We start from the raw sequence: 23,164 nt of genomic DNA, 5'->3' as shown, positions 1-23,164 counted from the left end.
AAACGTCGTCACCACGGACCGGCGCATGGGTCATGTCGAACACCTCAACTCCCGACGACGCCGCCGGCATCCCCGACGCAGGCCCCACCCTCGCCCGCGACGACGACAGCCTCAACTCCGTCGTTGTCGCGTACGAGGGCTCCGCCGATCGACAGACGCTCTACCCCGCCGACGCAACCGAAATCGAACGGCTCACGCATTGGCTGACCGCCGACGCAGACGCGTTCCGGCGTCTCGACGAGATGCGCTAGTCCAGCGCCCGCCGAATCGCCGCCACCCGTTCGTCGCGCCGCCGGATCACGTCCACGGGCGACGCGTCGTACTCGTGAAAGCCGGCGCCGTCTTCGACGCCGCCCCGTCCCGCCGCCAGTCGCTCGTCGAACAGCGGTCCCGGTTCGTCCGCGTCGCTCAGGTGGGGATAGAGATCCGCCGCGATGGTCCGAAACAGGTCGAGACCGGCGAGGTCGGCGGTCTCGAACGGGCCGACGACCGCGGTTCGCAGCGCGTAGCCGTCCCGCACCGCCCGTTCCACGTCCGCGAGCGACGCCACACCCTCGCTCACCAGATGCGTACACTCCCGGAGGACGGCGAACTGAATCCGATTCCAGACGAAGCCGGGCACGTCGCGTTCGACGCGGATCGGCTCCCGGTTCACCGCCTCGACGAACGCCGCCGTCCGGTCGACCGTCTCGTCGCTCGTCGTCTCGCCACGAACCACCTCGACGGTCGGCAGGAGGTAGGGCGGGTTCCACCAGTGACAGCCGACGACCCGGTCGGCCGCTCCGGGGACGGCCGCCGCGATGTCGGTGATCGGAATACCCGAGGTGTTGGTCGCGAGGACGGCGTCGTCGGGGGCGGCCGCCGCGAGTTCGGCGAACACCCGCTGTTTCACCGACAGGTCCTCGGAGACGGTTTCGACGACGAGGTCCACGCTCGCGACGGCCGCCGACGTATCGAGCGTGTAGTCGATGTGGGCACGGACCGCGGCGGGATTGGCGTCCAGCAACCCCTCCGCCGCGAGGAAGTCGAGGGCGTCGTCGACGCCGGCGCGCGCGTCGTCGAGGTTCGACTCGCGGTGATCGACGAGCGTCACGCCCGCGCCGTGGCGGGCGAACTGGAGCGCGAGGCCGTGTCCCATCGTCCCGGCGCCGACGACGGCGACGGTCGAGGGTAGCGTGTCCGAAGGCATCGGCCACACGGTAGAGGGTCGGTGACATAAATCTCGGCCAGTGCGGACCCGCCGTGTGTCGCGCGTCTGACGGGGACTGATGGAACGGGAGCCGAACGTGTGACGTTATGTCACATCATGTCACGACCGACGGCACCGGACGGCGCGAGGCGATGCCGGACCTGGCGGTGGTGGAAGTGACGGTGAACGGCGACGGCGACTCGGCGACGGCCGCCCGCGAGACAGCCCGAGACCGCACGGCGACCGTCGAGGAGTCGCTATCGGTGTCGAACGGCCGGATTCGGACGGTCGAGCGCTCCATCAACGACACCAGCGAGTTGTTCGAACCGGAGACGGACGCGCCGTACCGCGCGACGGAGCGACTCGTCGTCGACTGCGTGCCCGAGACGGTCGGCGACGTGTTCGTCGAGGCGACCGACGCCGGCGGCAAGGTCGGATCGATCGATTTCCACCTGCACGAGGCGGTCCGCCGGGAGTTACGGGACGAGGCCCTCGAAGCGGCCACGAAGCGCGCGCGGGAGACGGCCGAACGCATCGCGGCCGTCGAGGGGCTGGTCGTGGGCGACGTATGCGAGACGACGGCGAGGGCGGCGTGTCGGAGCCGTGGGTCGGGATGGGAACGACACGAACACTCACACCGGCGTGTGTCGACCGCACGTTGCTCCCTCCGGTAGGCACAACTACCCGGTCGTTCACCACCCCCTATGACCGACTTCGAGTACGAGACCGAGTTGCAGGTCCGCTTTCGCGACGTGGACGCGATGGGCCACGTCAACAACGCCGTCTATGCGACGTATCTCGAACAGGCGCGCGTCGACTACTACGCCGACGTACTCGGCGTCGGCCTCGACGACATCGACACCGTCCTCGTCAACCTCGAAATCGACTACCGCCACGAGGTGACCCTCGCCGACGGGACGGTGACAGTCGAGATGGGCGTCCGCTCCATCGGGGAGTCGAGTGTCGTCGTCGGCTACGAACTCCGAGCAGGTGACCGGGTGGCTGCCACCGCCGAGACGACACAGGTGTACGTCGACCCCGAAGCGGGCACCTCGCGGCCGCTCCCCGAGGATTGGGTCGAGACGATGGAGTCGTTGCGCCTCGGCTGACGACCGGCCGCGCCCGCACCGCCGCCCGTCAGCCCTCGTCGTCCCGCAGTTCGAGTTCCGCAACGAGGTCGTAGGGGTCCATCCCCTTGCGGATGCGGTCGAGGATGGCGAAGGCGTCGTCGGGCGCGAGGAAGTGCCGCGTGACGGCGCGGCCGAGCGGCGTCGGCTTCAGGCCGTCGATGAAGTTCCACTCCAGCAGTTTACCGACCGCCTGTGTCGTCGGCACGTCGCCGAGCATCCGGTCGTTGAGCCGTTTGGCCCGCTTGCCGGCGACGGTGATGTTCGCCAGCGTCTCCTCCGCGGCCGCCGAGAGGTCGTAGACGGTGCGGACGTCCTCCATCTCCCCTTTCAACAGCTTGAACGCCACCTCGTCTTCGGTCATCTCCATCGTGTTGTGGTAGGCGCAGTCCGGTTCCACGAGCAGGTAGACGACGCCCTGATCGTGGTAGTCCGGACGCCCCGCGCGGCCGAGCATCTGCTCGAACTCCTGGACCGAGAGCCACTCGATGCCCATCGCGAGCGTATCGAAGACGACCTGTGAGGCGGGGAAGTCGACGCCAGCCGCGAGCGCGGCGGTGGTGACGACCGCCGCGAGGTCCTGATTCCCGAACTGACGCTCGACGCGCTTGCGCCGGCCGTAATCGAGCCCGGCGTGGTAGGGCGCCGAATCGTACTCCAGTTTGCGGGAGATTTCGTGACACCGTCGCCGCGAGTTGGTGAAGATGATCGTCTGCCCGCGATACCCCTTCGAGGACTTGCTGTCGAAGGCCCGGCGAACCAGACGGTTCTCGATTCGTGTTTTCTCCCGGGCGTCCGCGAATGTGAGGTGGCGCTCGATGGGCACCGGCCGCTCCTCGAACTCGATGAGCGTCGCGCGGAGGTTCTTTGCCAGCCACTCGGGGTTGCCGACGGTCGCCGAGAGGTAGATCCACTGGGCGCCCGCGTACTCGCCCCCGCCATCGGCCCGGCGCTCGCAGTAGTGTTTGAGTCGGGAGATCATCCCGTCGAGGCGGTGGCCGCGTTCGCCCTCCTTCAGCGTGTGAATCTCGTCGATGACGACGGTTCCCACGTCGCCGAGGTCCTTCCCCGTCCGGAGCGCGTGGTCGATACCCTCGTAGGTGCCGACCACCACGTCCGCCGAGGGGTCGAACCGGGCGCCGCTGTCGCTGACCCGGCTGCCACCGACCCGAATCGTCACGTCCACCAGGTCGCCGTAGCGCTCCTCGAAGTTCTCCTCTTTCTGGTTGGCGAGGGCGACGAGCGGGACGAGAAAGAGGAGCTTCCCTTCGCCCTTCAGGGCCCGATCGATACCGGCAATCTCGCCGACGAGCGTCTTCCCTGTCGCCGTTGCGCTGACGACCAGTTGGTCGTCGCCGTCGAGCAGACCGTTCCGAACCGAGAGGCTCTGGACGGGCAGGAGGGTGTCGAACCGGTTCGTGAGCTGGGTTTTCAGCTCGGGGTGGAGATCCAGATCACACGTCTCGACGGGGTCGACGTCCTCGACGGTCGCCCCGATCTCGTCGAACTTCGTCAGGTCGGGGTCGAGGTTCCCCTGCAGGAGGTTGGTGATGCGGTCGAGGTCCTGAACCTTCAAGAGCAACTCCTCGAGTCGGTCCTCGGCGGCGCCGGTCAATCCGCCCGCGTACGCGAGTTCCGTATCGAGTTCGCGTTTCGCGCAGTCGGGGCAGATGTGGTCGCGGTCGGCCTTGATCGCGGTGTCCTCCGTGATCGGCGAGTACCGACCTTCGGCGGCACAGTAGCGACAGGTGCGGACGGTGAGGGCGTCAAGCTGATAGCCGTCGAGCATCTCCTGGATTCGCTCGCGACCGGCCGCGGAGGTCTGCTGGGAGATGCGGAGACGCTCGGCGCGGCGCGCGAGTTCGACGAACTGGTCCGGGTCGCGCGGTTCCTCGCTCGATCCGCGCTGGATTCGAAAGCGACCGGGGCGAGGGCCGGCGCTCGTCTCTTTCAGTTCGAGAACGGCCCGGAACACCCGCTCCCCGTCGCGGACGACGGCGACCAGGAAATCACCGTCGCGCTCGTGAAAGAAGAGCGTCTCGACGCGTCCGACCTGCCGTGACACGGATACAGCTACGGCAACGGGGTATTTCAGCCGTTCGACTCCAGTCGGTCGGCGGCGTTTACTCGGCTAACTCGATCGTGTCGTCGCCGTTCGGCACCGCACAGATGAACGCACCGGGGTCGTCGCTCTCGTTGCGGTACCAGTGGACGACGCCCGCGGGAATGAGGAGGGCGTCGCCCGCCGACACCGTGCGTTCCTCGCCGTCGATGCCGACGACGTACTCGCCCTCGAGGACGTACTGTTCGTGTTCCACCGCGTTGGTGTGTTTCGGCACTTCGGCGCCCGGATCGATCGTGAACCGCCGCATCGCGAAGTGGGGTGTGCCGTCCGCCCCGGAGAGGAGGACGCCCTTCGAGAGGCCGTCGGCGGCGTCGACGGATTCGTACTCGATATCATCGCGTCGCTTGATAACCGGGGCTGGGGAGTGTTCGCTCATGGCTCGTCGTACGCGGGGACGGCGCCTAAGCGTTTGGCCTCTGCGACGCGAACGCGTTTTACACCAAACCGTATTGTGCCGGGCCGACCTACGGGCGTCGATGACCGACCAGCCGACGACGGGCGTGACGCCGACCGGCATCGATCACCTCGTCCTCACTGTCGAGGATATCGCGGCGACCTGTGCATTCTACGAGACGCTGGGCGCCGAGGTGGTGACGTTCGGCGACGACCGCCGGGCCGTCCAGTTCGGCGACCGGAAGGTCAACCTGCATCCCGTCGATCACCGGGTCGCGGATCACGTCGCCGAGACGCCGACGCCGAGAAGCGGCGACTTCTGTGTCGTGGTCCAGACGCCGATCGACGCGGTAGTCGACCACCTCGACGAGCACGGTATCGAAATCGTGGCCGGCCCGGTCGAGCGGACGGGCGCCGTCGGGACGCTCATGTCGGTGTACGTCCGGGACCCGGACGGGAATCTGGTCGAGGTCGGGACGTACGGCGACGAAGCGTGAGGGACGGTCGGCGCCGAGGGGGAGCGACGCACCGGCAGACGGACGTACGAACCGTCGGGAGCGATACGAACCCGTATATAGGGCTCTTAGCAGGACGTTTCAACCAGCCATCCACCGACTCCGGTGTGGTCCTGAACACTCACGGATTCAGTCGGCGCAGTGTGCTTGGCGCGTTCGCCGCGGCCGCGATCCCCTCGGGTGTCGCGGCGCAGTTCGGCGGGGGCGGCAACGATGTCGAGACCGTTCGCCTGAGTCGGATCGGGCGGTACGCGACGGGCGAGGCGCTGGGCGGCGCGGAGATCGTCGCCTTCCACGCCCCGAGGAACCGCCTGTTCGTCGTCAATTCCGGCGCCGGGCAGGTCGAGGTGCTCGATCTCTCGGACCCGACCGCCCCGACGCAAGCCGGCGTGTTGAACGCGAGCGACCTCGTCGGCTCCGAGAGCGATGTCGTCTCGTCGGTCGGGGGCACCAACAGCGTCGACGTGAACGGGACCCTCGTCGCGGCCGCCATCGAGGCCGATCCGGCGACCGAGGACGGCGCCGTCGCGTTCTACGACCCGTCGTCGCTGGAGTTCGTCAACGCCGTGTCGGTCGGCCCGCTCCCCGATAAAGTGACCATCGGCCCCGACGGGAACTACGTCGTCGTCGCCAACGAGGGCGAACCGGGCGACTCGACCGATCCGGCGGGGTCGGTCAGCGTGATCGACGTGAGTCGCGGGGCGCGAAATGCCGACGTCTCGACGGCGACGTTCGAGGCCTTCGACGGACAGGAGGCCGCGCTCCGTGAGGAGGGTGTCCACCTCGTCTCGCCCGGCGACGGCGAGGCCGTCGCCTCGGCGGTCATCGAACCGGAGTTCGTCACCGTCGCGCCCGACAGCGAGCGGGCGTTCGTCAGCATTCAGGAGAACAACGCCATCGCGACCGTCGACCTCGCGTCGGCGACGGTCGAACGCATCGACGGCCTCGGATTCAAGGACTTCTCGCTCCCCGGAAGCGAACTCGACACGAGCGACGCCGATGCCAGCAGCCTCCAGAACTGGCCGATCCGGGGGATGTACCAGCCCGACGCCATCGACGCCTACGAGGTCGGCGGCGACACGTTCGTCGTCACCGCCAACGAGGGCGACGCGAAGGATTTCGAGGTGAGCGTCCTGAAGAACCTCGACCTCGATCCTGCGGGGTTCGACCTCTCGGAGAACCCCTACGTCGACGGCGTCGAGGAACTCAAACGGCCCGAGAATCTCGGCAACATGGAGGTCAACGAGGCGGCGATGGCGGAGTTCGCCGACGGACCGAACGGCTACACCGACATCTACGCCATCGGCGGCCGGTCGTTCTCCGTGTGGCAGGTCGAGGACGACGGCCTGCGACTCGCGTTCGACAGCGGGAGCCGGTTCGAGCGAACCTTCGCCGAGCAGTACCCGGAGGGCCACCTGAACGTCGTCGAGAGCGGGCCGGAGACCGAAAGCGCCGAACTCGGCGTCGTCGGCGACCGGACGTTCGCGTTCGTCGGACAGGAAGTAGGGAGCGGTATCGCCACCTACGACGTGACGAGTCCCGAAAGCCCCGAGTACACCCAGATGGTGGTCAACCGCGACTACAGCGTGAGCGAGGATGACCTCGCCGCGGCGGCCGAGGAGAATCCGGACGGCGACGATCCGGCGCGAGCCGGCGACTTCGCGCCCGAGGGCGTCCACTTCGTTCCGGCGTCGGAGAGCCCGATCCGCAACCCCCTGCTCTGTGTCGGCTTCGAGATCAGCGGCACCGTCGGCGTCTTCGAAGTGACGCCGGTGACGGGGGCGAACTGATCGGTCGTCGGGACGACACCATCCCGCGACCAGTCACAACCGACAGTATAAGTCCGTCCCCTCGCTACGTCCGGTATGCGCGGTATCCGTATCGGAAGCGCGTTCGGCATTCCGATCAGACTCGATCTCACCTTCCTGCTCGTCCTCCCGCTGTTCGCGTGGCTGATCGGGTCGGACGTGGGGAACCTCGCCACCGTCCTCAACGCCACGTTCGGGTCGGCGATGCCCGTCGACGCGCTCACCGCGGGATCGACGCGATGGGTCCTCGGCGCCGCGGCGGCGACCGGCCTCTTCGTCTGTGTCCTCCTCCACGAGTTCGGCCACTCCCTGGTCGCCATGCGGTACGGCTACGAAATCGAGTCGATCACGCTCTGGCTGTTCGGCGGCGTCGCACGCTTCACCGAGATGCCGGAAGACTGGAAACAGGAGTTCACCATCGCCGTCGCGGGCCCCATCGTTAGCGTCGCCCTCGGCGTCGTCTCCTACGCCGCCTTCCGCGTCGTCCCCGGCGCGCTCCCGACCGTGCAGTTCGTCCTCGCCTATCTCGCCCTGACGAACGTCGCGCTCGCGGTGTTCAACATGCTCCCCGGCTTCCCGATGGACGGCGGGCGCGTCCTTCGGGCACTGTTGGCGCGACGGCGACCCCACGCCCGCGCGACCCAGATTGCCGCCGAAGTCGGCAAACTGTTCGCCATCGTCCTCGCCATCGTCGGCCTCTTCGCCAACCTGTTTCTGGTGGCGCTTGCTTTCTTCATCTACATCGGCGCCTCCAGCGAGGCCCAGCAGACGGTGATGAAAGCGGCGTTCCAGGACGTGACCGTCGGCGACATCATGACGCCAGCGGGGGAACTGCAGACCGTCACGGCCGACACCTCGGTCACGGCGCTCACCGACCGGATGTTCCGGGAGCGCCACACCGGCTACCCCGTCCTTCGGGGCGGGAGCCTCGTGGGCATGGTCACCCTCGACGACACCCGGGAGGTTCGCGAGGTGGAACGGGACGCCTACCGCGTCGAGGACGTGATGGCGACGGATCTGGTGACGATCACGCCCGACGCCGACGCGATGGACGCCATCTCGATGATGCAACGCGAGAAGGTGGGGCGACTGCCAGTCGTCGACGAGACGGGGAATCTCGTCGGCCTCATCTCCCGGTCCGACCTCGTCACCGCGTTCAACATCATCCGTACCCGTGGATCGGGAGCCGAGTCGGGGACTGGACTGGACCGGCTGTCGAGCGAGCCGGAGTTCGCCCGGCGCTGACGGGGAGAACGTCCCGGAGCCGACGGACGACTCGCCGTATCGGTCGTGATAGACGGAGCCCAAGGATACTTGCGTTGGCATTCGTACGTGCCTGCATGAGTATCGACGACCCGGCGGAGATTCCCAGCGTCGTCCGCGGCCGGGGGTCGATCAACGTCCTCCACGTCGACGACGACGGCGATCTGCTCCAGTTGGCCGCCACCGTTCTCGAACGACAGGACGATGCGTTTCGCGTCCTGACGGAGACGACCGTCGACGACGCGCTCGATCGACTCGAAACCGACGCGGTCGACTGCATCGTCAGCGACTACGAGATGCCGGGTCGGGACGGCCTCGACTTCCTCCGGGCCGTCCGCGAGCGTGACCCTGCCGTTCCGTTCATCCTCTTTACCGGCAAGGGCAGCGAGGAGATAGCGAGCGAGGCCATCTCCGCCGGTGTCACGGAGTATCTCCAGAAGGGACCGGGGATCGACCAGTACACCGTCCTCGCCAACCGGATCGAGAACGCGGTGTCGAGACACGACGCCGAACAGCTAGTGAGGCGTGCCTACGGGGCGATGGACACCGCCCGCGAGGGTATCGCCCTCCTCGATGAGGACGGCTACTTTCAGTACGTCAACCAGGCCTACGCCGACATCGTGGGCTACGATCGGTCGGCACTCATCGGGACACACTGGGAGCTACTCTACCCCGACGCCCACGTCGATCGGATGTACGACGAGATCCTGCCGGCCGTCCCCCGTGACGGTCGGTGGAGCGGGCAGACGGTGTACGAACGCGCCGACGGCGACCGGATTCTGACGAACCACGCGCTCGCGTACACCGGCGACGGAACCATGATCTGTCTGGTACAAGAGCCATCCGACGACGGGGGGGCCGACGGCCGTGGCCTCCACCGGAACCGACCGCAACTCGCCCGTCCGCTCGACGACCTCGACGAGTACGCCGTTCTCACGCTCGACGACGACGGCTACATCACGGGGTGGAACGACGGCGCCGAACGGCTGTTCGGCTACGCCGACCGCGGCGTGCTGGGCGACCACGCGTCGCGACTCTACCCGGCAGCGTCCGAAGCCGAGCGCCTGTCGACGCTCCTGAACGAGGCTAGGGCGTCGGGCACGGCCGAGGACGAGGGCCCACACGTTCGCGAGAACGGCGATCTGACACGGGCACACACCGCCGTCGTGGCCGTCGACGACGGCCATCCCGGGTTCGTGGCGATCTGTCGGGAGTGCGAGACCGAGTCGACCCCGACCACCGTGTACGAGCGCGTGCTTCGGGATGCCCTCGACGACGTGTTCTACGTGCTCGACACCGCGGGCAACGCCGTCTACGTGAACGAACCCGAGTTGACGGGCGACACACGGGCGGAGCTCGAGGCGATGGACCCGGTGGAGCTGTTCGACGCGGCCGACCGCGAGAGCGTCGTCGCCGGGGTTCGTCACGCGCTCGAACACGGGTCGGACGAGCGCGAACTCCGTCTCCGGACGGCGGGCGGGGAGGGCCGGACCTACGAGTTCTGTAGCTGGACGCTACCCGACGAGGGCGGGGAGCCGTACCGGATCGTCGGCATCGCTCGCGACATCTCCGAGCGAAAGGACCGCGAGCGGGCGCTGAACGAACTCCACCGGACGACGCGGGAGTTGCTGCGCGCCGACTCGACGGCGACGGTCGCGGACATGACCGTCGATGCGCTCGCGGATATCCTGACGCTCGGGCACGCGGCCGTCCACTATCACGACGAAGAGGCGTCGGCGCTCGTCCCGGCGGCGTGGACGAGCAGGGTCGAGGACGTGATCGGCGAGCCCCCGGACCTGGGACCGGGAAGCATCGCCTGGGAGGCCTTCGAGACGAATGCGGCGAAACACTACGCCGACCTCGACGACGCCGAGAGCCTGCACAACGAGTCGACGCCGCTCCGAAGCGAGTACATCGTACCGCTCGGCGACCACGGGGTCGTCCTCGTCGCGTCGACGGAACCGGACGCGTTCGACGAGAACGAGCGCCGGCTCGTCCAGTTGCTCTGTGAGAACGTCACGGCGGCCATCGATCGCGTCGCACACGAGGCGGTGCTTCGGGAGCGCGAAGCCGAACTCGAACGCGAGAATCAGCGACTCGACGAGTTCGCGAGCCTCGTCAGCCACGACCTCCGGAACCCGCTCAACGTCGCGGGCGGTCACCTGGAACTGGCGACCGAGACGTGTGACAGCCCCCATATCGACGAGGCCACCCGGGCGCTCGGGCGTATGGAGACGCTCATCGACGACGTGCTCACGCTCGCACGGGAGGGAGAGAGCGTCGAGGAGGCCGAACCGGTCGACCTGTCACGGGTCGCCGAGCGGTGCTGGGCCAACGTCGAAACCGGCGACGCCACCCTCGACCGCGTCGACGACCGCACGATACGGGCCGACGAGAGTCGGCTCGCGCAGGTGCTCGAGAACCTGTTTCGGAATTCGGTCGAGCACGGCGCGCGCCCCGACGAGGAGTTCCTCACCGTCACCGTCGGGACGGTCACCGGCCCGGACGGCGACGCGCGCGGCTTCTACGTCGAGGACGACGGCGTCGGTATTCCGCCCGACGAACGCGAGCAGGTGTTCGAGGCGGGCTACTCGACGGACGACGGCGGGACGGGGTTCGGCCTGCGCATCGTCAGGGACATCGCGTGCGCCCACGGCTGGACCGTCGACTGTACGGCCGGATCGGCGGACGGTGCGCGCTTCGAGATCACCGGCGTCGACGTGGCGTAGCGCCGCGGCGCCGGCTACGGACCCGGCGCCGCGTCCGGCGTTTCGTCGGCACCGAGGAGTCGGGGAAGCGCCGTGTGGGCGAAGGTGATACCGAGCGCGAGGACGATAGGCGCGAAAAAGAGCCCGTAGAACCCGAACACGACGGGGCCGAAGATGTACGCAAGCATCAACAGGCCGACGTGGGTCCGCTCGCCGCTGAGATACGGCCGGAGGATCAGATCCGGAATCGTGTCGACGATCACGACGGCCACGAACAGGAAGGCAACGAGGTAGCCGAGCAGCGAATACTCGCCCGAGATCACCATCGGCGCGGCGATAGCGCCGGCGAGGGGGACGTACACCACCTTCATCCCGACGACGGGGATCAGGCTCGCAACACCCGTGAGGACGCCCGCGAGTGCGGGGTAGGGCACCTCGACGGCCTCGGGGACGAGGGCGTTGTAGCCCATGAACGAGCCGACGGCGATGAGCGCGATGGCGATGACGTTCAGCAGGTTCCCAAAGAGGATGGCTTCGAGTTCGCGGTCGGCGGCCTCCAGATACTCACGGACGATGGCGTCGTCGTCGAACCGGAGCAGCCAGTCGTGGAACCGGTGGCCGTCGATCAGGAGATAGTACGTGACGATGACCACGATGAACAGGTTGAGGAAAAAGCCCGTGATCGCGTTCGTCAGTACCGCGGCGTGTTCGACCAGAAAGTCCGTGATCACCTCGAACTGCCCGGCCTGATACGCATCGACGAGGCCGTCGACGGTGAGATCCGGAATCTCGTCGGTGGCGCCGAGCCACGCGAAATTCGTCCCCGCCGCCTCGACGACCGGATAGGTCTCCAGAAACCGCTGTGTCTCGGTCACCAGCAAGACGAGCGTGTAACTGAGCAGGAGGAGAAGCGGTATCGCAAGCAAGGAGAGGACGGTGAGAGCACGAACCTGCCTGGGAACGTGGAGCCGTCCGAGCGCCTTGTAGAAGCGGCGCGTAGAGTAGTAGAGGAAGACGGCGACGGTGAGGGCGGCGATGAACCGATACGCGATGAAAGCGGTGACCAGGCCGACGAGGAGGCCGAAGAGGGCAACGACGGTACGGCGTTCGTCCATACTGAGTGGATCGACTGCGCGGTTGAAAAAGCGTGGTGCCGCGTCTCGGCGGGGGTCGGCATCGACGGCCGACACCGGAGCGCGTCGCCGTTCGAGTGCGAGAATCGAACCTCACTCGCGGCCTCGCTCCGCTCTCTGTCGGACTTTCCACTCCTCCCTTCGGTCGTCGTGGAAAAAGTCCGGGTGCGAGAATCGAACCCGCGTCTCAGCCTCCACAAGGCTGAAGGATAACCACTACCCCAACCCGGACACGGCTTACGATACCGCGCTGTGAGTAAAGTAGGTTACGACTCGGGGCCGCCGTGGGTCGTCGACACAAAGCCGGGAGCCTTTAGACGCGCCGTCGTGTAGGGGTCCCCAGTGGCTATCACCGACAAAGTGTATCTGAAGAACCACCGCCGGATCGTCTCCCAGTTGGATACGTCCATCCCCAAGGGCGCGTTCAAGGGTGCGACGATGGAGGTGCTCTACAGCGGCGACGGCCTCACCAAACTCGACGACGCCACCCGGGATCGACTGCTCGATTTCGCCACCGACTTCCTCGACTGCGAAGACCCCGACGACCTCTACACCGGCTACCCGGAACGCCAGTTCATCCGCTATCTGCTGGAACTGCGGGCGCAGGGTCTGGGTCCGGACGCCATCGTCGACGTGATGACCGACGACTACATGCTGTACGCCTACCCGGGCGACGTACTGTCCTTTCTCGATCAGGCGGTGCGGCGACTCGAAGCGGTCGAGTCGCTGGCGGCCGTCGAAGGCAACACGGAGATGGAACGGCGGGCCGCCGAAACGCGGCGGGCGCTGTCGGGATAGGCGTCACCGACGATCAGTCCGCCGCGGACCGTCTCAACCGATCTGATACGGCTCGTCGCGCTCGTCGTCCAGGTCGTCGAGGTGGATTATCTCCTCGTCCGCCTCTAGCTGGTCCCGCAGGTGGTCGATGTAGCGTTTGTGTTCGTCTAGCTGGTCCCGCAGGTGGTCGGCCTCGAGTTCGAGGCGTTCGTGCTCGCGGACGAACGTCTTCGGCACCTCGACGGTGGGCGGGAAGCTGGGCTCGTCGTCGGAGCGGCGGGCGAGTTCGTGTTCGGGGACGACTTCCACCTGGCCGTCGTGGGCAACGAGCATGTCGACGTAGTCGCGAAACACCTCGGAGAGCGAGATGTCACGCTCCTCGGCGATATCGCGCAGGGTCTCGAACGCGTCCTCGTTGACGCGAAAGGAGACGGTCTTGTTCTTGTTGCCCATGCTGGTCCCAATATCGACGCCCGACTCACTTAAGCGTTCGTCAGACGGCGAGGCGTCGGGCGGTCAGTGCTCGGCCGGGGCGTCGATGCCGCCGTCGGCGTCGGCCTCGCCGTCCGAGCCGAGTTCGTCCGACTCGTCCAGCCCTTCGAGGGCGGCGAGGGCCATCCGCCGGTACTCGTCGGTCGAGAGATCGTACTCCTCGCGGGCCATGCGGGCGTACTCGTTGCTCTCGTCCTCGAAGGCGGCGACGCGTTCGAGGGTTCGCTGGGCCGCCTCGACGACCCAGCGGTCGCGGGTGACGGAGTCGACGGCGGTGATCGATTCGGGCCGCACGGAGACGTTGACGCTCCCGTCGTCCGTCTCGTAGGTGCGAGGCTTGCCGACGACGGCGACGTACGCCGGCGGTTCGAGATCACGGAGCGTCGACGCCGCCTCGGGTTGGTACTGCCCGGCGTAGACAAAAAATGTCCCCGTCGGGTCGACGATGCGACCCCGCCAGTACTCGTCGCCCTCGCCCACGTCCTCTTTCTCGGTCAGGGTGCCGACGAGGAACACGCGGTTGGCGCGTTCGCCCGTCGGAAGCAGGAGGTAGACCGGGGCCCGTTCGTCCTCGGACTCTTTGAACGTGTGACTCGCGTCGTTGAACTCGCGGGCGAAGACGCGGCGCGCGACTTCGCGGGTAGGTGTCTGACTCATGTTAGATCGACCTCGCTTCGATGAGGGCCGCTTCGGCGTCGACCGGATCGCTCAGCCGTTCGAACTCGTCGACCAGCACGTACCGGCCGAACTGCGGGCCGCTCACCCGGTAGTACCGGCCGAGCGTCCCCGTGCGCATCTCGTCGGCGACGACGGTCGTATCGAGCGCGTCCATCGCCATGTCTTTCGCCTCCTCCAGCGTGGTTCCGGTGAGCGCTTCCGTGCTCTCGCGGTCGAAGATCACCTCGTGAACCGCCTCGCCGTCGTCGAGGACGCCCTTGATCCGCAGGTCGAACTCGCCCTCGACGCTGCCGTGTTCGGAACACCGACCGTTCTGGAGGACGCGCGTGCAGTCCGCCTCGGGACAGCGCTTGATCAGGCCGCTCCCGCTCTGGATGTCGACCAGCGCCCCCTCGACGGTTTCGGCGTCGTCGCCGACCTCGATGTCCTCGTCGACTTCGGTGATGGTCGTCGTCCGGTTGAGCTTCACCGAGAAGTTACCCTGGTACTCGTCGGTGACGAGGTTCTCCAGGCGGTAGACCGCCCCCTCGTCCAGTTCGGGGAGATCCGAAGTCTCGAAGGCGACGAACTTGGTCGTCCCCGTCTCGTCGCCGAGCAGGCCGACCTGAGCCACCGAGTCGCTCCGGGGCTCCCACAGTTCGACGACCTTGGCGGTCACGTCCAGCCACTGTTCGTCCTGGTCGATCTCCGCGAGGCCGACGGAGGCGTTGCCGCCGCCGCCCAGAGCGTCGCGCTCCAGGCCGGCCTCGTCGAGGTAACTGTTCACGACGCTCCGGCGCGCCTCGTCAACCGGGACCCGGTACTCGTTGACGAGGTTTTCGAGTCGCTCCTCGACCTCGTCGACGGTCAGATCCAGGTGGTCCGAAAACTGCGCTACGATATCCTCCGCGTGGGTGTGCAAATCGGTCATGGTCTCACTCGCCTCCGTGGTGTTCTCGTTGGGAGGCACACGGCGATTGGTGCGCGACGATATAAAAAGTTCCGTGAGCACGGCGAAAGTGAAATCGGGCGAGAGGGCCGCTCGACGCCGACGAACCTTTCACGCCGGCGGCGCAAGGAGCGGTATGGACGACCGGCTGGAACGGTTCGTACGGACCACGTTCCGCTCGGCCGGCCGGCGTTACGCCGAGGCCCGGAACGCCTACCGCGAGGGGCGGGAGACCCCCGCCCTGCCACGGGACGCGGAGGGCCGGGCCCGCATCGTCTGCCGGCGGGAAGCCGAACGCCGCACCGTCACCCTCGACGACGGAGCGCGCCCCGAGTGTTACGAGGCCGACCACCCCGACTGCGAGGGCTGTGTCGAGGACATCCGCGAGGGTGTCGTCGAGACGTGGTGACACTGCCGGCTGTAAGTCAATCAAGATATTCGCCATCCCGGGATGGCGAATATCTTGAAACAGTTACAGCCGACAGTGTGAGCGGTGTGTTTTTGTCCCGAATCGTCCAAGGTGAGGCATGGAGCGACCACTCGTCGCCGCCGTATTGGCCGGCGGGACCGGCTCTCGGCTCTACCCCGCGAGTCGACGCGACCGGCCGAAGCAGTTGCTGGCCCTCGGCGGCGACGACACCCTCCTCGAACGCACCGTCTCCCGCGTCGACTTCGCCGACGCGGTGGTTACCGTCACCCGCCCCGACCTCGCCGACGCCGTTCGCGAAACCGTCCCCGAAACCACCGTCCTCGTCGAACCCGAAGGCAAGGACACCGGCCCGGCGCTGGCCTACGCCACCCACCGGATCGCGGAGCGATTCGCGGACCCCGTCGTCCTCGCACTGCCCAGCGACCACCACGTCGACGGCGACTTCGAGACGCCGGCGCGCCGGGGCGCCCGTGTCGCCGCCGGGACGGACGCCCTCGTCACGTTCGGCGTCGAACCGACCGGACCGGAGACGGGGTACGGCTACGTCGAACCGGGGCCGGACCACGGCGACTACGCCGAGGTGGCCGCGTTCCACGAGAAACCGGACGCCGAGCGGGCACGACGGTACGTCGAGCGGGGCTACTATTGGAACGCCGGCATCTTCGCGTGGACGCCGGCAGCGTTCCGGGCGGCGGCGCGGCACACGCCGCTCGCGCCGTTGCTCGACGCCCTCGACGCGGGCGATGCAACCGCGGGATTCGACGCTGTCGATCCGGTGAGCGTCGATTACGCGGTGTTCGAACGCGACGACGACGCCGTGACGGTCCCCCTCGATGTCGAGTGGGACGACCTCGGCTCGTGGGACGCACTCCGGCGTGTCCTGCCGGCGGACGCGGACGGCACCGTCGTCGCCGGCGACGCCGAAGTGGTGAGCCTCGACGCCGAACACAACGTGGTCGCGGGCGACGGCGTGCACGTGTCGCTCGTCGGCGTCGACGACTTGGCGGTCGTCGCGTACGACGACCGGGTGCTCGTGGTGCCGACGGAACGGGCCCAGCGAGTACGGGATCTGGTGGCGGAACTGAGAGAACGGGACGAGTTCTAGCTACTTCGACTGCCGGACGCGGACGGTACCGTCGGTCGTGACGCCGACCAGAAGCGGTGCCTGAATCTCGCGACCCTGCACGGCCTCGCCCGCCTCGTCGCTGACGAGTTTCATCAGGTCGGGGGCCGTGTGGTTCACTTTGACCCCCGCGGCGTCGCAGGCGTCGTAGACGAGTTTGGGCACGTTGTAGAGATCCGTGTCGTCGTCGACTTCGACCCGGACGGGGGCGGTCAGCGCCTCGGCGAAGGCGACGGTCTCCCGTGCCTTCGCCACGTTGTCCCGCGCGCTCGATTCGATGCTCGAGACGTTGGCACGGGAGGTGCCCAGACGGTCGGCGATCGTCGACTGCCGTACGTTCCGCTCCCGGAGGGCGAGCACCTCTGCCTGGCGGCGTGTCAGCACGCTCTTCTCGGGGTCGAAACCGGCGCGTTCGAGCAGCGCGTCCGCGTCCGGATCGTCTTCCATACGTCGCGCTTACGCCCTCGGCACCTAAAAGCTACACTTCGTGTGTGTCCACTGCCGTCGTGGCCCGCGCGGTGTCCCCTACCCGCCCCAGAAGTTGTCCCGGCTGCCCAACTGTTCCGGCCGCCCCGAGTCACGGCCGCCGGTTTCGGACTCCGTGGTCGTCTCCTCCGCGTTTTCGTCCGCGTGTTCCTCGCCGTCGTCCATCGGTAGCCGCTCGACTTCGTCGGCAGTCGCGTGGTTGGCTTTCACCCGATGGATACGGACCCGCGCCCGTGCCGGGGGGAGCGTCCCGTCGACGAGGACGATGAAGCCGTCCTCGGTGCGGCCGACGCCCGCCCCACTCTCGTGGATGTCGGTCACCTCGACGACGAGTTCCTCGCCGGGTTTCACCGGCTGCTGTTTCAGATCGGAGATGGGCATGTCGTAGTGGTTACACCACTCGGCACCCCCGCGGTCGCCGTAGTGCTGACACCCCATGCCCTGGATGCGCTCCGAGAAACTGGGGCAGTCGTCGGCGAGTGGACAGTCCGCCATGCCTCCGTCTACTCCACCGGCCGTCTAAACGCTTGCGTTGTCCTCGGGGGCACTCGCAAGCGTTATGCCGGTCGCCCGGAAAATCTGGCGTATGGCTACCTTCGAGGAAGCGGAAAAGCGGATGCTCGAGAAACAGATCTGCATGCGATGTAACGCACGGAACGCACAGCGGGCCACGCGCTGTCGCAAGTGCGGGTACAAGAAGCTCCGTCCCAAGGCGAAAGAGCGCCGTAGCGCCTGATCGTCACTCCGGATACTTCGGCTCGCGACGCCGTGCCCGCGAGAGCGCCCGCTCGATCACGTCCCGGACGCTCCCGTCGTCGGCGTGGAACGCGTCACCGTGGCCGGCGTACATCGCCGTCACCGAGTCGGGGAGTCGCCCCAGTAACGTCTCTAAACTCCCTATGAGCCGTTCGCGTGACTGCCCCGCCATGTCGGTCCGGCCGAAGCTCCCGTCGTCGAACGCGCCGTCGTTGTAGACGACGACGTCGCCGCTGAACAGCGTGTGCTCGCTCACGAGCGAGACGTGGTCGTCGGCGTGTCCCGGCGTGTACACCACGTCGAAGGACTCCTCGCCCATCGCCACGGTGTCGCCGTCCGAGAGCCCGTGGGTCCGCCGCGGGTGGTCCCCGTAGGCGTACAGGTCGGCGTCGAACGCGTCGAGCACCGCGTCGAGTTCGCCGACGTGGTCGTGGTGCTGGTGGGTGAGGACCACCCGGTCGAGTTCGTCGACGGCCGCCGCGACGACCGATTCGACGCCGGGCATCGTCCCCGCGTCGACGAGCGTCGGCGTCTCGCCGGTGACCAGATACGCGTTACAGGTGAACTCCTCGGCGTCCGCGGTGACGTTGAGCACGTCCATAGCCGTTCCACCGGGGGCTAGCGGGAAATATCGTCGCATTCACTCGTGTGAGACGGCTTACAGTAGGTGCGAGAACTGCCCGAATCGACTCGGCCGGAGCCTGCAAATGTTTTTTCATAGTGGGTGTGCTATAGTCACACGTATGGGCTTCGGGAGCTACGACGAATCCGAACAGGAGAATCAGGAGTTAGACGCCGACCTCGACGACAACGAGGGGGTCGAAACCTCCGAAAACGAGCACCAGGGATCGGTGGAGTTCGAAATCGGCGCGTCGAACGACGAACTACTCGATCGGCTCAAAGACATCAAAGAGGAGTGACGGTGCCGGTCGTGACCCGCGCTCGTCCCGGTCGCGACCCACCGCCGCGATGAAACCCGGCTCTCGGGCGCTCGGCGTCACCGAGTCGTTCGCCGGCGGTGACGAGCGGAGCGTTCTCTGCGGTGCCGTCGTTCGAGCGGATCGGACCGCCGACGGGTTCGTCTTCGGATCGTGTGCGGTCGGCGGCACCGACGCCACCGCCGCCATGGAGTCGATGTACGGTGATCTGGACCGCGAAGACGTCCAGTATCTCTTGCTCGCGGGCATCGCGCCCGCGTGGTTCAACGTCGTCGACCTGCACGCCCTCGCCGACGCCGTGTCCCGGCCCGTGCTCTCCGTCTCCTTCGAAGCGAGCCCCGGCCTCGAACCCGCGCTCCGCGAGGCGTTCTCGGGCGGGGCGCTCGCGACGCGCGTGCGGACCTACCGCGCCCAGCCGTCGCGCCACCGACTCGCCGTCGACGACGCGGACGTGTGGGTCCGGGCCGTCGGCGTCGACGCCGACCGGGCCGAACGGATCGTCCGCGCGTTCACCCCCGAAGGCGGCCGGCCGGAGCCCCTCCGCGTGGCTCGGTTGGCCGCCCGCGCGGCGCGTCGGTTCCGGGCGACCGACCGGGACGGGGACGTTTAAGCCGGCGGCCCCCACCCATGCAGTATGGTCGAAACCGACGGGCCGGACGTGACCGTCTGCGAGCGCTGTCCGGCGCTCGTCGAGTCCCGGAGTCGCATCGTCAACGGCGTCGGCCCCGACGACGCCGCCCTCTGCTTCGTCGGCGAGGCACCCGGTGTGAACGAGGACGAACGGGGCGAACCCTTCGTCGGCCGGTCGGGGTCGGTGCTCGACGACGCCCTCCGCGACGCCGGCCTCGCCCGCGCGGACGTTCGGATCACCAACTGCGTCCGGTGTCGGCCGCCGGAGAACCGTGACCCCCACGTCGAGGAACTCGACAACTGCACCGAGTTTCTGGCGGCGGAGATAAGCCACGTCGACCCGGACCTGATCGTCACGCTCGGGAAGGTTCCCGGGGAGCGACTGCTGGATCGCTCCGTCGCGGTGACGAACGAAACCGGATCGGTCGTCGACGCACGTCTCGGCGGAGCGGGGCGGCGCGTCCTCGTCTGTCTCCACCCGGCGGCGACGCTCTACGACCGGAGCCAGCGGGAGGCGTTCGACGCGGCGATAGCGAAGGCGGCCGACCTAGCCGGCGTCTCGACGGACGGGGGCGGCGGGCAGTCGCGGTTGGGCGACTACTGATACGGATTAGTGTAACTGTTCACCGGTGGGTCGCCGACCCGTCCTGGCGACCCACCGGTAATGACTTACACTAAACCGTATGAGGGCGGTCGTCGTACCGGTTTGTCGCTTCTCGTCGGGCCGTCCTGTCGAGAACGGACGATGACTGCCGACGGTCCGCCTTCGTCGAAACCTCGCTCCGAAACAACGGGGGATTCGTTCGAAGAGGATACCGCACAGCGCTCCCACGGTCGGCTCAGAACTGCTGAAGTAGTCGGTCAAGCGTTACTATCGTTCAGCCCAACAGCATCGAACACGAACCGAGCACCGCCGTCTCGTCCATCGGTAATCGTCACGTCCCAGCCGTGAGCTTCTGCGATGCGCTTGACGATCGTGAGACCGAAGCCCGTTCCGCCAGTTGCAGACGTGTAGCCCGGTTCAAACACTGCGTCGCGGTCATCCGTCGGGATTCCCGGCCCATCATCTTCGACGTAGAGACAGTCCTCGCCAGCGCGTCCAACGCGGACTGTCAGGCCCTCGCCGCCATGTTCCACTGCGTTACGGAACAGGTTCTCGAACACGTGTCGGAGCCGGTCGCGGTCGCCATGTATCGTGAACTCCTCGTCGATTTCGAGCGTCGCCTCGGCTGTCTCTACTCCGGCCCAACATTTACCCACCAAGTCGACGAGCGATATCGAGCTCATATCGCCGACGGTCTCACCCTGCCGAGCGAGCGTCAGCGTATCCTCGATAATGCTCTCCATCCGCTCCAGCGAGTTGAGGAGTGGAGCGAGGTGCTCCTGCAACTCGTCGGCAGCTTGCTGTTGCAGAATCGTCGCCCGCGCTTGAGCGACGTTGAGTGGGTTGCGGAGGTCATGAGAGACCACACTTGCAAACTCGTTGAGGCGACTGTTCTGTCGCTGTAGTTCTTTCTCGCGTTCCTTTCGCTCGGTGATGTCAGTCGAGATGCCGGTGATCCACGTCGGGTCGCCGTTCTCGTCGGGAACCACGTCAAGGTGGGCCCGCACCCACCGCCTTCCACGGTCAGGATGTTCGATACGGAACTCCTGTTCGACCGGCCACTGGATCGTGCCGTCCCGCTGGGCCTCCATATCTGCGAGTAACTCGTCCTTGTCGTCGGGATGGACGTGTCGGAGCCAGGCCGTCGGGTCGTCGTAGGCCTCCTCTGGCGTGATTCCGTAGATCCGTTCCACTGCCGGGTTCACGTATTCGGTTTCGGAGTAGTCGGTCGGCAACAAAAAAAACCCATCTCGGACGTTACCCGCAAATCGCTCGAACCGCTCGCGGACCATCTGAAGCTCCTGCTCGCGTTCCTTGCGCTCGGTGATGTCGGTGGAGACCCCACAGAGAGCAACAACCTCGCCATCTTCGTCGTACACCGGCGATTTCCGCGTTAGCCGGACGGTGTGTCCTGCCGTTGTTGGAATCGTTTCCTCTATCTCGATCATCTCGCCGTTCTCGACGACCCATTGGTCGTCCGTTCTGGCCTGCCTCGCGGTATCCGACGGGAAGAGGTCGTCATCGGTCAAGCCGACGATGTCTTGACCTTCGACGTCGAACAGTTCGCGGCACGCCTGATTCATCACGAGATACTGGCCGTCAGCGTCCTTCAAAAATACCGCTGCGGACATGGTTTCCATGACGGTTTCGAATCGTCGATGGATGCGCTTTAGCTTCCGTTCTTGCTCCTTTTGCTCCGTTATGTCCCGTGCGACGCCGACGATTTGAGTGACGTCTCCGGCATCAATAATCGGGGTGAGCTTTGTCTGCCAGTGACTCGTCCCGCCCGGTAGGTCTAATTCCTCTTCGTACTCGATCGTCCTTCGTTTGTCGACGCACTGGCGGTAGTTTTCAGCAACAACTGTGCCCTGTTCGTCACCGAGAAGTTCCCGTGGAGTCTGTCCGCGTAACTCGTCTTCGGAAAGACCGGTCCGCCGTTGGTGTGAGGTATTGTTTCGCAGGTAAGTGAACGTGTAGTCGTGGTCGGATCGTGCAACATCGATGAGAAAGACTGCGTCACTCATTTCACGGAAGATCGCTTCGTAAACGCCTCTCGACTCGCCAGCGGTCACTCCACCGCTGTCAGCAATAGCCTCAGTGCCCGGAGTGTCTTCCATGTAGATCGGTTATAGCAGGGGACCGTATTAAACACTCAATCCATCAACTCCCTCGGCCCGGACAGTGTGAAGCGTCGGCGACGCAGGCCCGACACCGTACGCACCCCGTCTGCAGAACTGGATCGACCGCAGATCAGCGGCCGAGGATTTCAGCAGAGCCGATAATCCCTACCGCAACGGAAAACCACTTCCCCCCCGCGGACCGACGTGGCGTATGAGCCTGTCCCGACCCCCATCCGAGGCGCTGGCGGACGTGGTCATCGTCGACTACGGCCTCGGCAACCTCCGGTCGGCCACGCGCGGCCTCGAACGCGCCGGCGCGTCCGTGACCATCACCGACGACCCGGACGACTTCGCCGCCGCCGACGGCATCGTCCTCCCGGGCGTCGGCGCGTTCCGCGAGGGGATGGAAAACGCCGGGCCGTACCGCGACGCCCTCGCCGACGCCGTTTCCCGCGGCCAGCCCGTCTTCGGTATCTGTCTCGGGATGCAGATGCTCCTCACGTCGAGCGAGGAGGCCGACCACGCCGGCGAGGGCGACGTCGTCGGCCTCGATTTCGTCCCCGGGCGGAACGTCCGCTTCGCCGAGGGCCAGACGGTGCCCCACATGGGCTGGAACGAACTGTCGGTGGAGCGCGACCACCCGCTCGTCTCCGGCGTCGACCCGGCGGACGCGCCCGACCGGGAGGGTCCGGGCGGCGGCTCCGTCGACGACGAGTACGCCTACTTCGTCCACTCCTACTACGCCGTCCCGGACGACGACAAGGCGGTCGTCGCGACGACCGACCACGGCCGCACGTTCCCCGCGGTTATCGCGAACGAGGACGGAACGGTCTTCGGGACCCAGTTCCACCCCGAAAAGAGCGGGGAGACGGGGCTGACGATCCTGCGGAACTTCGTCGACATCTGTTATACGCAGTGATAATCGGAGGAGCGGGTTTATA

26 protein-coding genes and 1 tRNA gene are annotated in these 23,164 nt (G+C 66.8%); 15 read left to right on the top strand and 12 right to left on the bottom strand.

The window, feature by feature from the left end:
• The first annotated feature begins 32 nt into the window (after positions 1-32).
• On the top strand, positions 33-251 hold the full coding sequence (locus HALNA_RS05700; RefSeq protein WP_211225994.1) for a DUF7511 domain-containing protein: 219 nt from the start codon (positions 33-35) through the stop codon (positions 249-251).
• Here the strand turns inward: HALNA_RS05700 and HALNA_RS05695 are convergent.
• A complete protein-coding gene (locus HALNA_RS05695; RefSeq protein WP_049935443.1) occupies positions 248-1,189 on the bottom strand; it encodes a 3-hydroxyacyl-CoA dehydrogenase family protein in 942 nt (313 codons plus the stop codon). The genes HALNA_RS05700 and HALNA_RS05695 overlap by 4 nt on opposite strands.
• A 107-nt stretch (positions 1,190-1,296) precedes the next feature.
• Between HALNA_RS05695 and HALNA_RS05690 the strand changes: the two genes are divergently transcribed.
• Together HALNA_RS05690 and HALNA_RS05685 are read left to right on the top strand one after the other, a co-directional pair.
• A complete protein-coding gene (locus tag HALNA_RS05690; RefSeq protein ID WP_049935442.1) occupies positions 1,297-1,863 on the top strand; it encodes an SIMPL domain-containing protein in 567 nt (188 codons plus the stop codon).
• Positions 1,864-1,893: 30 nt separating this feature from the next.
• Positions 1,894-2,298 (top strand): acyl-CoA thioesterase, encoded by a 405-nt coding sequence (locus tag HALNA_RS05685; RefSeq protein ID WP_049935441.1) that lies wholly within the window; start codon positions 1,894-1,896, stop codon positions 2,296-2,298.
• Between the two features lie 28 nt (positions 2,299-2,326).
• On the opposite strand, the gene HALNA_RS05680 is transcribed toward HALNA_RS05685, so the two are convergent.
• Entirely contained in the window at positions 2,327-4,381 is a 2,055-nt protein-coding gene (locus HALNA_RS05680; protein WP_049935439.1) for a DEAD/DEAH box helicase, read from the bottom strand.
• Between the two features lie 58 nt (positions 4,382-4,439).
• Complete coding sequence (locus tag HALNA_RS05675; RefSeq protein WP_049935437.1) at positions 4,440-4,817, bottom strand: cupin domain-containing protein; 378 nt, start codon at positions 4,815-4,817, stop codon at positions 4,440-4,442.
• 100 nt (positions 4,818-4,917) lie between these two features.
• Between HALNA_RS05675 and HALNA_RS05670 the strand changes: the two genes are divergently transcribed.
• The 4 genes from HALNA_RS05670 (at position 4,918) to HALNA_RS20830 (ending at position 11,149) form a co-directional block, all read left to right on the top strand.
• The gene (locus HALNA_RS05670; RefSeq protein WP_049935436.1) at positions 4,918-5,331 is read left to right on the top strand and encodes a VOC family protein; all 414 of its coding nucleotides are present in this window, start codon (positions 4,918-4,920) and stop codon (positions 5,329-5,331) included.
• A gap of 125 nt (positions 5,332-5,456) precedes the next feature.
• On the top strand, positions 5,457-7,139 hold the full coding sequence (locus HALNA_RS05665) for a choice-of-anchor I family protein (RefSeq protein WP_049935435.1): 1,683 nt from the start codon (positions 5,457-5,459) through the stop codon (positions 7,137-7,139).
• A 75-nt stretch (positions 7,140-7,214) separates the two neighbouring features.
• Entirely contained in the window at positions 7,215-8,402 is a 1,188-nt protein-coding gene (locus tag HALNA_RS05660; protein WP_049935434.1) for a M50 family metallopeptidase, read from the top strand.
• A 95-nt stretch (positions 8,403-8,497) separates the two neighbouring features.
• Entirely contained in the window at positions 8,498-11,149 is a 2,652-nt protein-coding gene (locus tag HALNA_RS20830; RefSeq protein ID WP_049935433.1) for a PAS domain S-box protein, read from the top strand.
• A gap of 14 nt (positions 11,150-11,163) precedes the next feature.
• Here the strand turns inward: HALNA_RS20830 and HALNA_RS05650 are convergent, their stop codons facing one another.
• Together HALNA_RS05650 and HALNA_RS05645 are read right to left on the bottom strand one after the other, a co-directional pair.
• Complete coding sequence (locus HALNA_RS05650) at positions 11,164-12,243, bottom strand: AI-2E family transporter (protein ID WP_049935432.1); 1,080 nt, start codon at positions 12,241-12,243, stop codon at positions 11,164-11,166.
• 177 nt (positions 12,244-12,420) lie between these two features.
• Positions 12,421-12,492, bottom strand: a tRNA-His gene (locus tag HALNA_RS05645).
• A 111-nt stretch (positions 12,493-12,603) separates the two neighbouring features.
• On the opposite strand from HALNA_RS05645, the gene HALNA_RS05640 reads away from it, so the two are divergent.
• Positions 12,604-13,059 (top strand): DUF5814 domain-containing protein, encoded by a 456-nt coding sequence (locus tag HALNA_RS05640; protein WP_049935431.1) that lies wholly within the window; start codon positions 12,604-12,606, stop codon positions 13,057-13,059.
• Positions 13,060-13,092: 33 nt separating this feature from the next.
• On the opposite strand, the gene HALNA_RS05635 is transcribed toward HALNA_RS05640, so the two are convergent.
• The 3 genes from HALNA_RS05635 to HALNA_RS05625 all read right to left on the bottom strand — a co-directional run bounded on the left by HALNA_RS05635 (position 13,093) and on the right by HALNA_RS05625 (position 15,118).
• Positions 13,093-13,491 (bottom strand): ribbon-helix-helix protein, CopG family, encoded by a 399-nt coding sequence (locus HALNA_RS05635; protein ID WP_049935430.1) that lies wholly within the window; start codon positions 13,489-13,491, stop codon positions 13,093-13,095.
• Between the two features lie 63 nt (positions 13,492-13,554).
• Entirely contained in the window at positions 13,555-14,187 is a 633-nt protein-coding gene (locus HALNA_RS05630; RefSeq protein WP_049935429.1) for an RPA family protein, read from the bottom strand.
• A 1-nt stretch (position 14,188) separates the two neighbouring features.
• Positions 14,189-15,118, bottom strand: a complete 930-nt coding sequence (locus tag HALNA_RS05625; protein ID WP_049937976.1) for a replication factor A — start codon at positions 15,116-15,118, stop codon at positions 14,189-14,191.
• Positions 15,119-15,272: 154 nt separating this feature from the next.
• On the opposite strand from HALNA_RS05625, the gene HALNA_RS05620 reads away from it, so the two are divergent.
• Together HALNA_RS05620 and HALNA_RS05615 are read left to right on the top strand one after the other, a co-directional pair.
• Positions 15,273-15,545 (top strand): DUF7091 family protein, encoded by a 273-nt coding sequence (locus tag HALNA_RS05620; protein ID WP_049935426.1) that lies wholly within the window; start codon positions 15,273-15,275, stop codon positions 15,543-15,545.
• Between the two features lie 118 nt (positions 15,546-15,663).
• Positions 15,664-16,671, top strand: coding sequence for a mannose-1-phosphate guanylyltransferase (locus tag HALNA_RS05615; RefSeq protein ID WP_049935425.1), 1,008 nt, complete (start codon positions 15,664-15,666; stop codon positions 16,669-16,671).
• Here HALNA_RS05615 and HALNA_RS05610 read toward each other — a convergent pair whose 3' ends face one another.
• Together HALNA_RS05610 and HALNA_RS05605 are read right to left on the bottom strand one after the other, a co-directional pair.
• Complete coding sequence (locus tag HALNA_RS05610) at positions 16,672-17,136, bottom strand: Tfx family DNA-binding protein (RefSeq protein WP_049935424.1); 465 nt, start codon at positions 17,134-17,136, stop codon at positions 16,672-16,674.
• Between the two features lie 78 nt (positions 17,137-17,214).
• A complete protein-coding gene (locus HALNA_RS05605; protein WP_049935422.1) occupies positions 17,215-17,670 on the bottom strand; it encodes a TRAM domain-containing protein in 456 nt (151 codons plus the stop codon).
• A gap of 91 nt (positions 17,671-17,761) precedes the next feature.
• Here HALNA_RS05605 and HALNA_RS05600 point away from each other — a divergent pair, with 91 nt between their 5' ends.
• The gene (locus HALNA_RS05600; RefSeq protein ID WP_049935421.1) at positions 17,762-17,911 is read left to right on the top strand and encodes a 50S ribosomal protein L40e; all 150 of its coding nucleotides are present in this window, start codon (positions 17,762-17,764) and stop codon (positions 17,909-17,911) included.
• Positions 17,912-17,914: 3 nt separating this feature from the next.
• Here HALNA_RS05600 and HALNA_RS05595 read toward each other — a convergent pair whose 3' ends face one another.
• On the bottom strand, positions 17,915-18,532 hold the full coding sequence (locus HALNA_RS05595; RefSeq protein ID WP_049935420.1) for an MBL fold metallo-hydrolase: 618 nt from the start codon (positions 18,530-18,532) through the stop codon (positions 17,915-17,917).
• A gap of 142 nt (positions 18,533-18,674) precedes the next feature.
• On the opposite strand from HALNA_RS05595, the gene HALNA_RS05590 reads away from it, so the two are divergent.
• The 3 genes from HALNA_RS05590 to HALNA_RS05580 are packed head-to-tail and all read left to right on the top strand — an operon-like array spanning position 18,675 to position 20,103.
• Positions 18,675-18,851 (top strand): DUF5786 family protein, encoded by a 177-nt coding sequence (locus HALNA_RS05590; RefSeq protein WP_049935418.1) that lies wholly within the window; start codon positions 18,675-18,677, stop codon positions 18,849-18,851.
• A 49-nt stretch (positions 18,852-18,900) separates the two neighbouring features.
• Complete coding sequence (locus HALNA_RS05585) at positions 18,901-19,479, top strand: endonuclease dU (RefSeq protein ID WP_049935416.1); 579 nt, start codon at positions 18,901-18,903, stop codon at positions 19,477-19,479.
• Positions 19,480-19,503: 24 nt separating this feature from the next.
• Positions 19,504-20,103 (top strand): uracil-DNA glycosylase, encoded by a 600-nt coding sequence (locus tag HALNA_RS05580; RefSeq protein WP_049935415.1) that lies wholly within the window; start codon positions 19,504-19,506, stop codon positions 20,101-20,103.
• 257 nt (positions 20,104-20,360) lie between these two features.
• Here the strand turns inward: HALNA_RS05580 and HALNA_RS05575 are convergent, their stop codons facing one another.
• A complete protein-coding gene (locus tag HALNA_RS05575) occupies positions 20,361-22,220 on the bottom strand; it encodes a PAS domain-containing protein (protein WP_049935414.1) in 1,860 nt (619 codons plus the stop codon).
• A 214-nt stretch (positions 22,221-22,434) separates the two neighbouring features.
• Between HALNA_RS05575 and hisH the strand changes: the two genes are divergently transcribed.
• Positions 22,435-23,142, top strand: a complete 708-nt coding sequence (hisH, locus tag HALNA_RS05570; RefSeq protein WP_049935413.1) for an imidazole glycerol phosphate synthase subunit HisH — start codon at positions 22,435-22,437, stop codon at positions 23,140-23,142.
• The last annotated feature ends 22 nt before the right edge of the window (positions 23,143-23,164 follow it).

This window comes from Haloplanus natans DSM 17983 (assembly GCF_000427685.1).
GTDB classification, from domain to species: domain Archaea; phylum Halobacteriota; class Halobacteria; order Halobacteriales; family Haloferacaceae; genus Haloplanus; species Haloplanus natans.
This window is presented reverse-complemented; position numbering and strand designations above follow the sequence as displayed.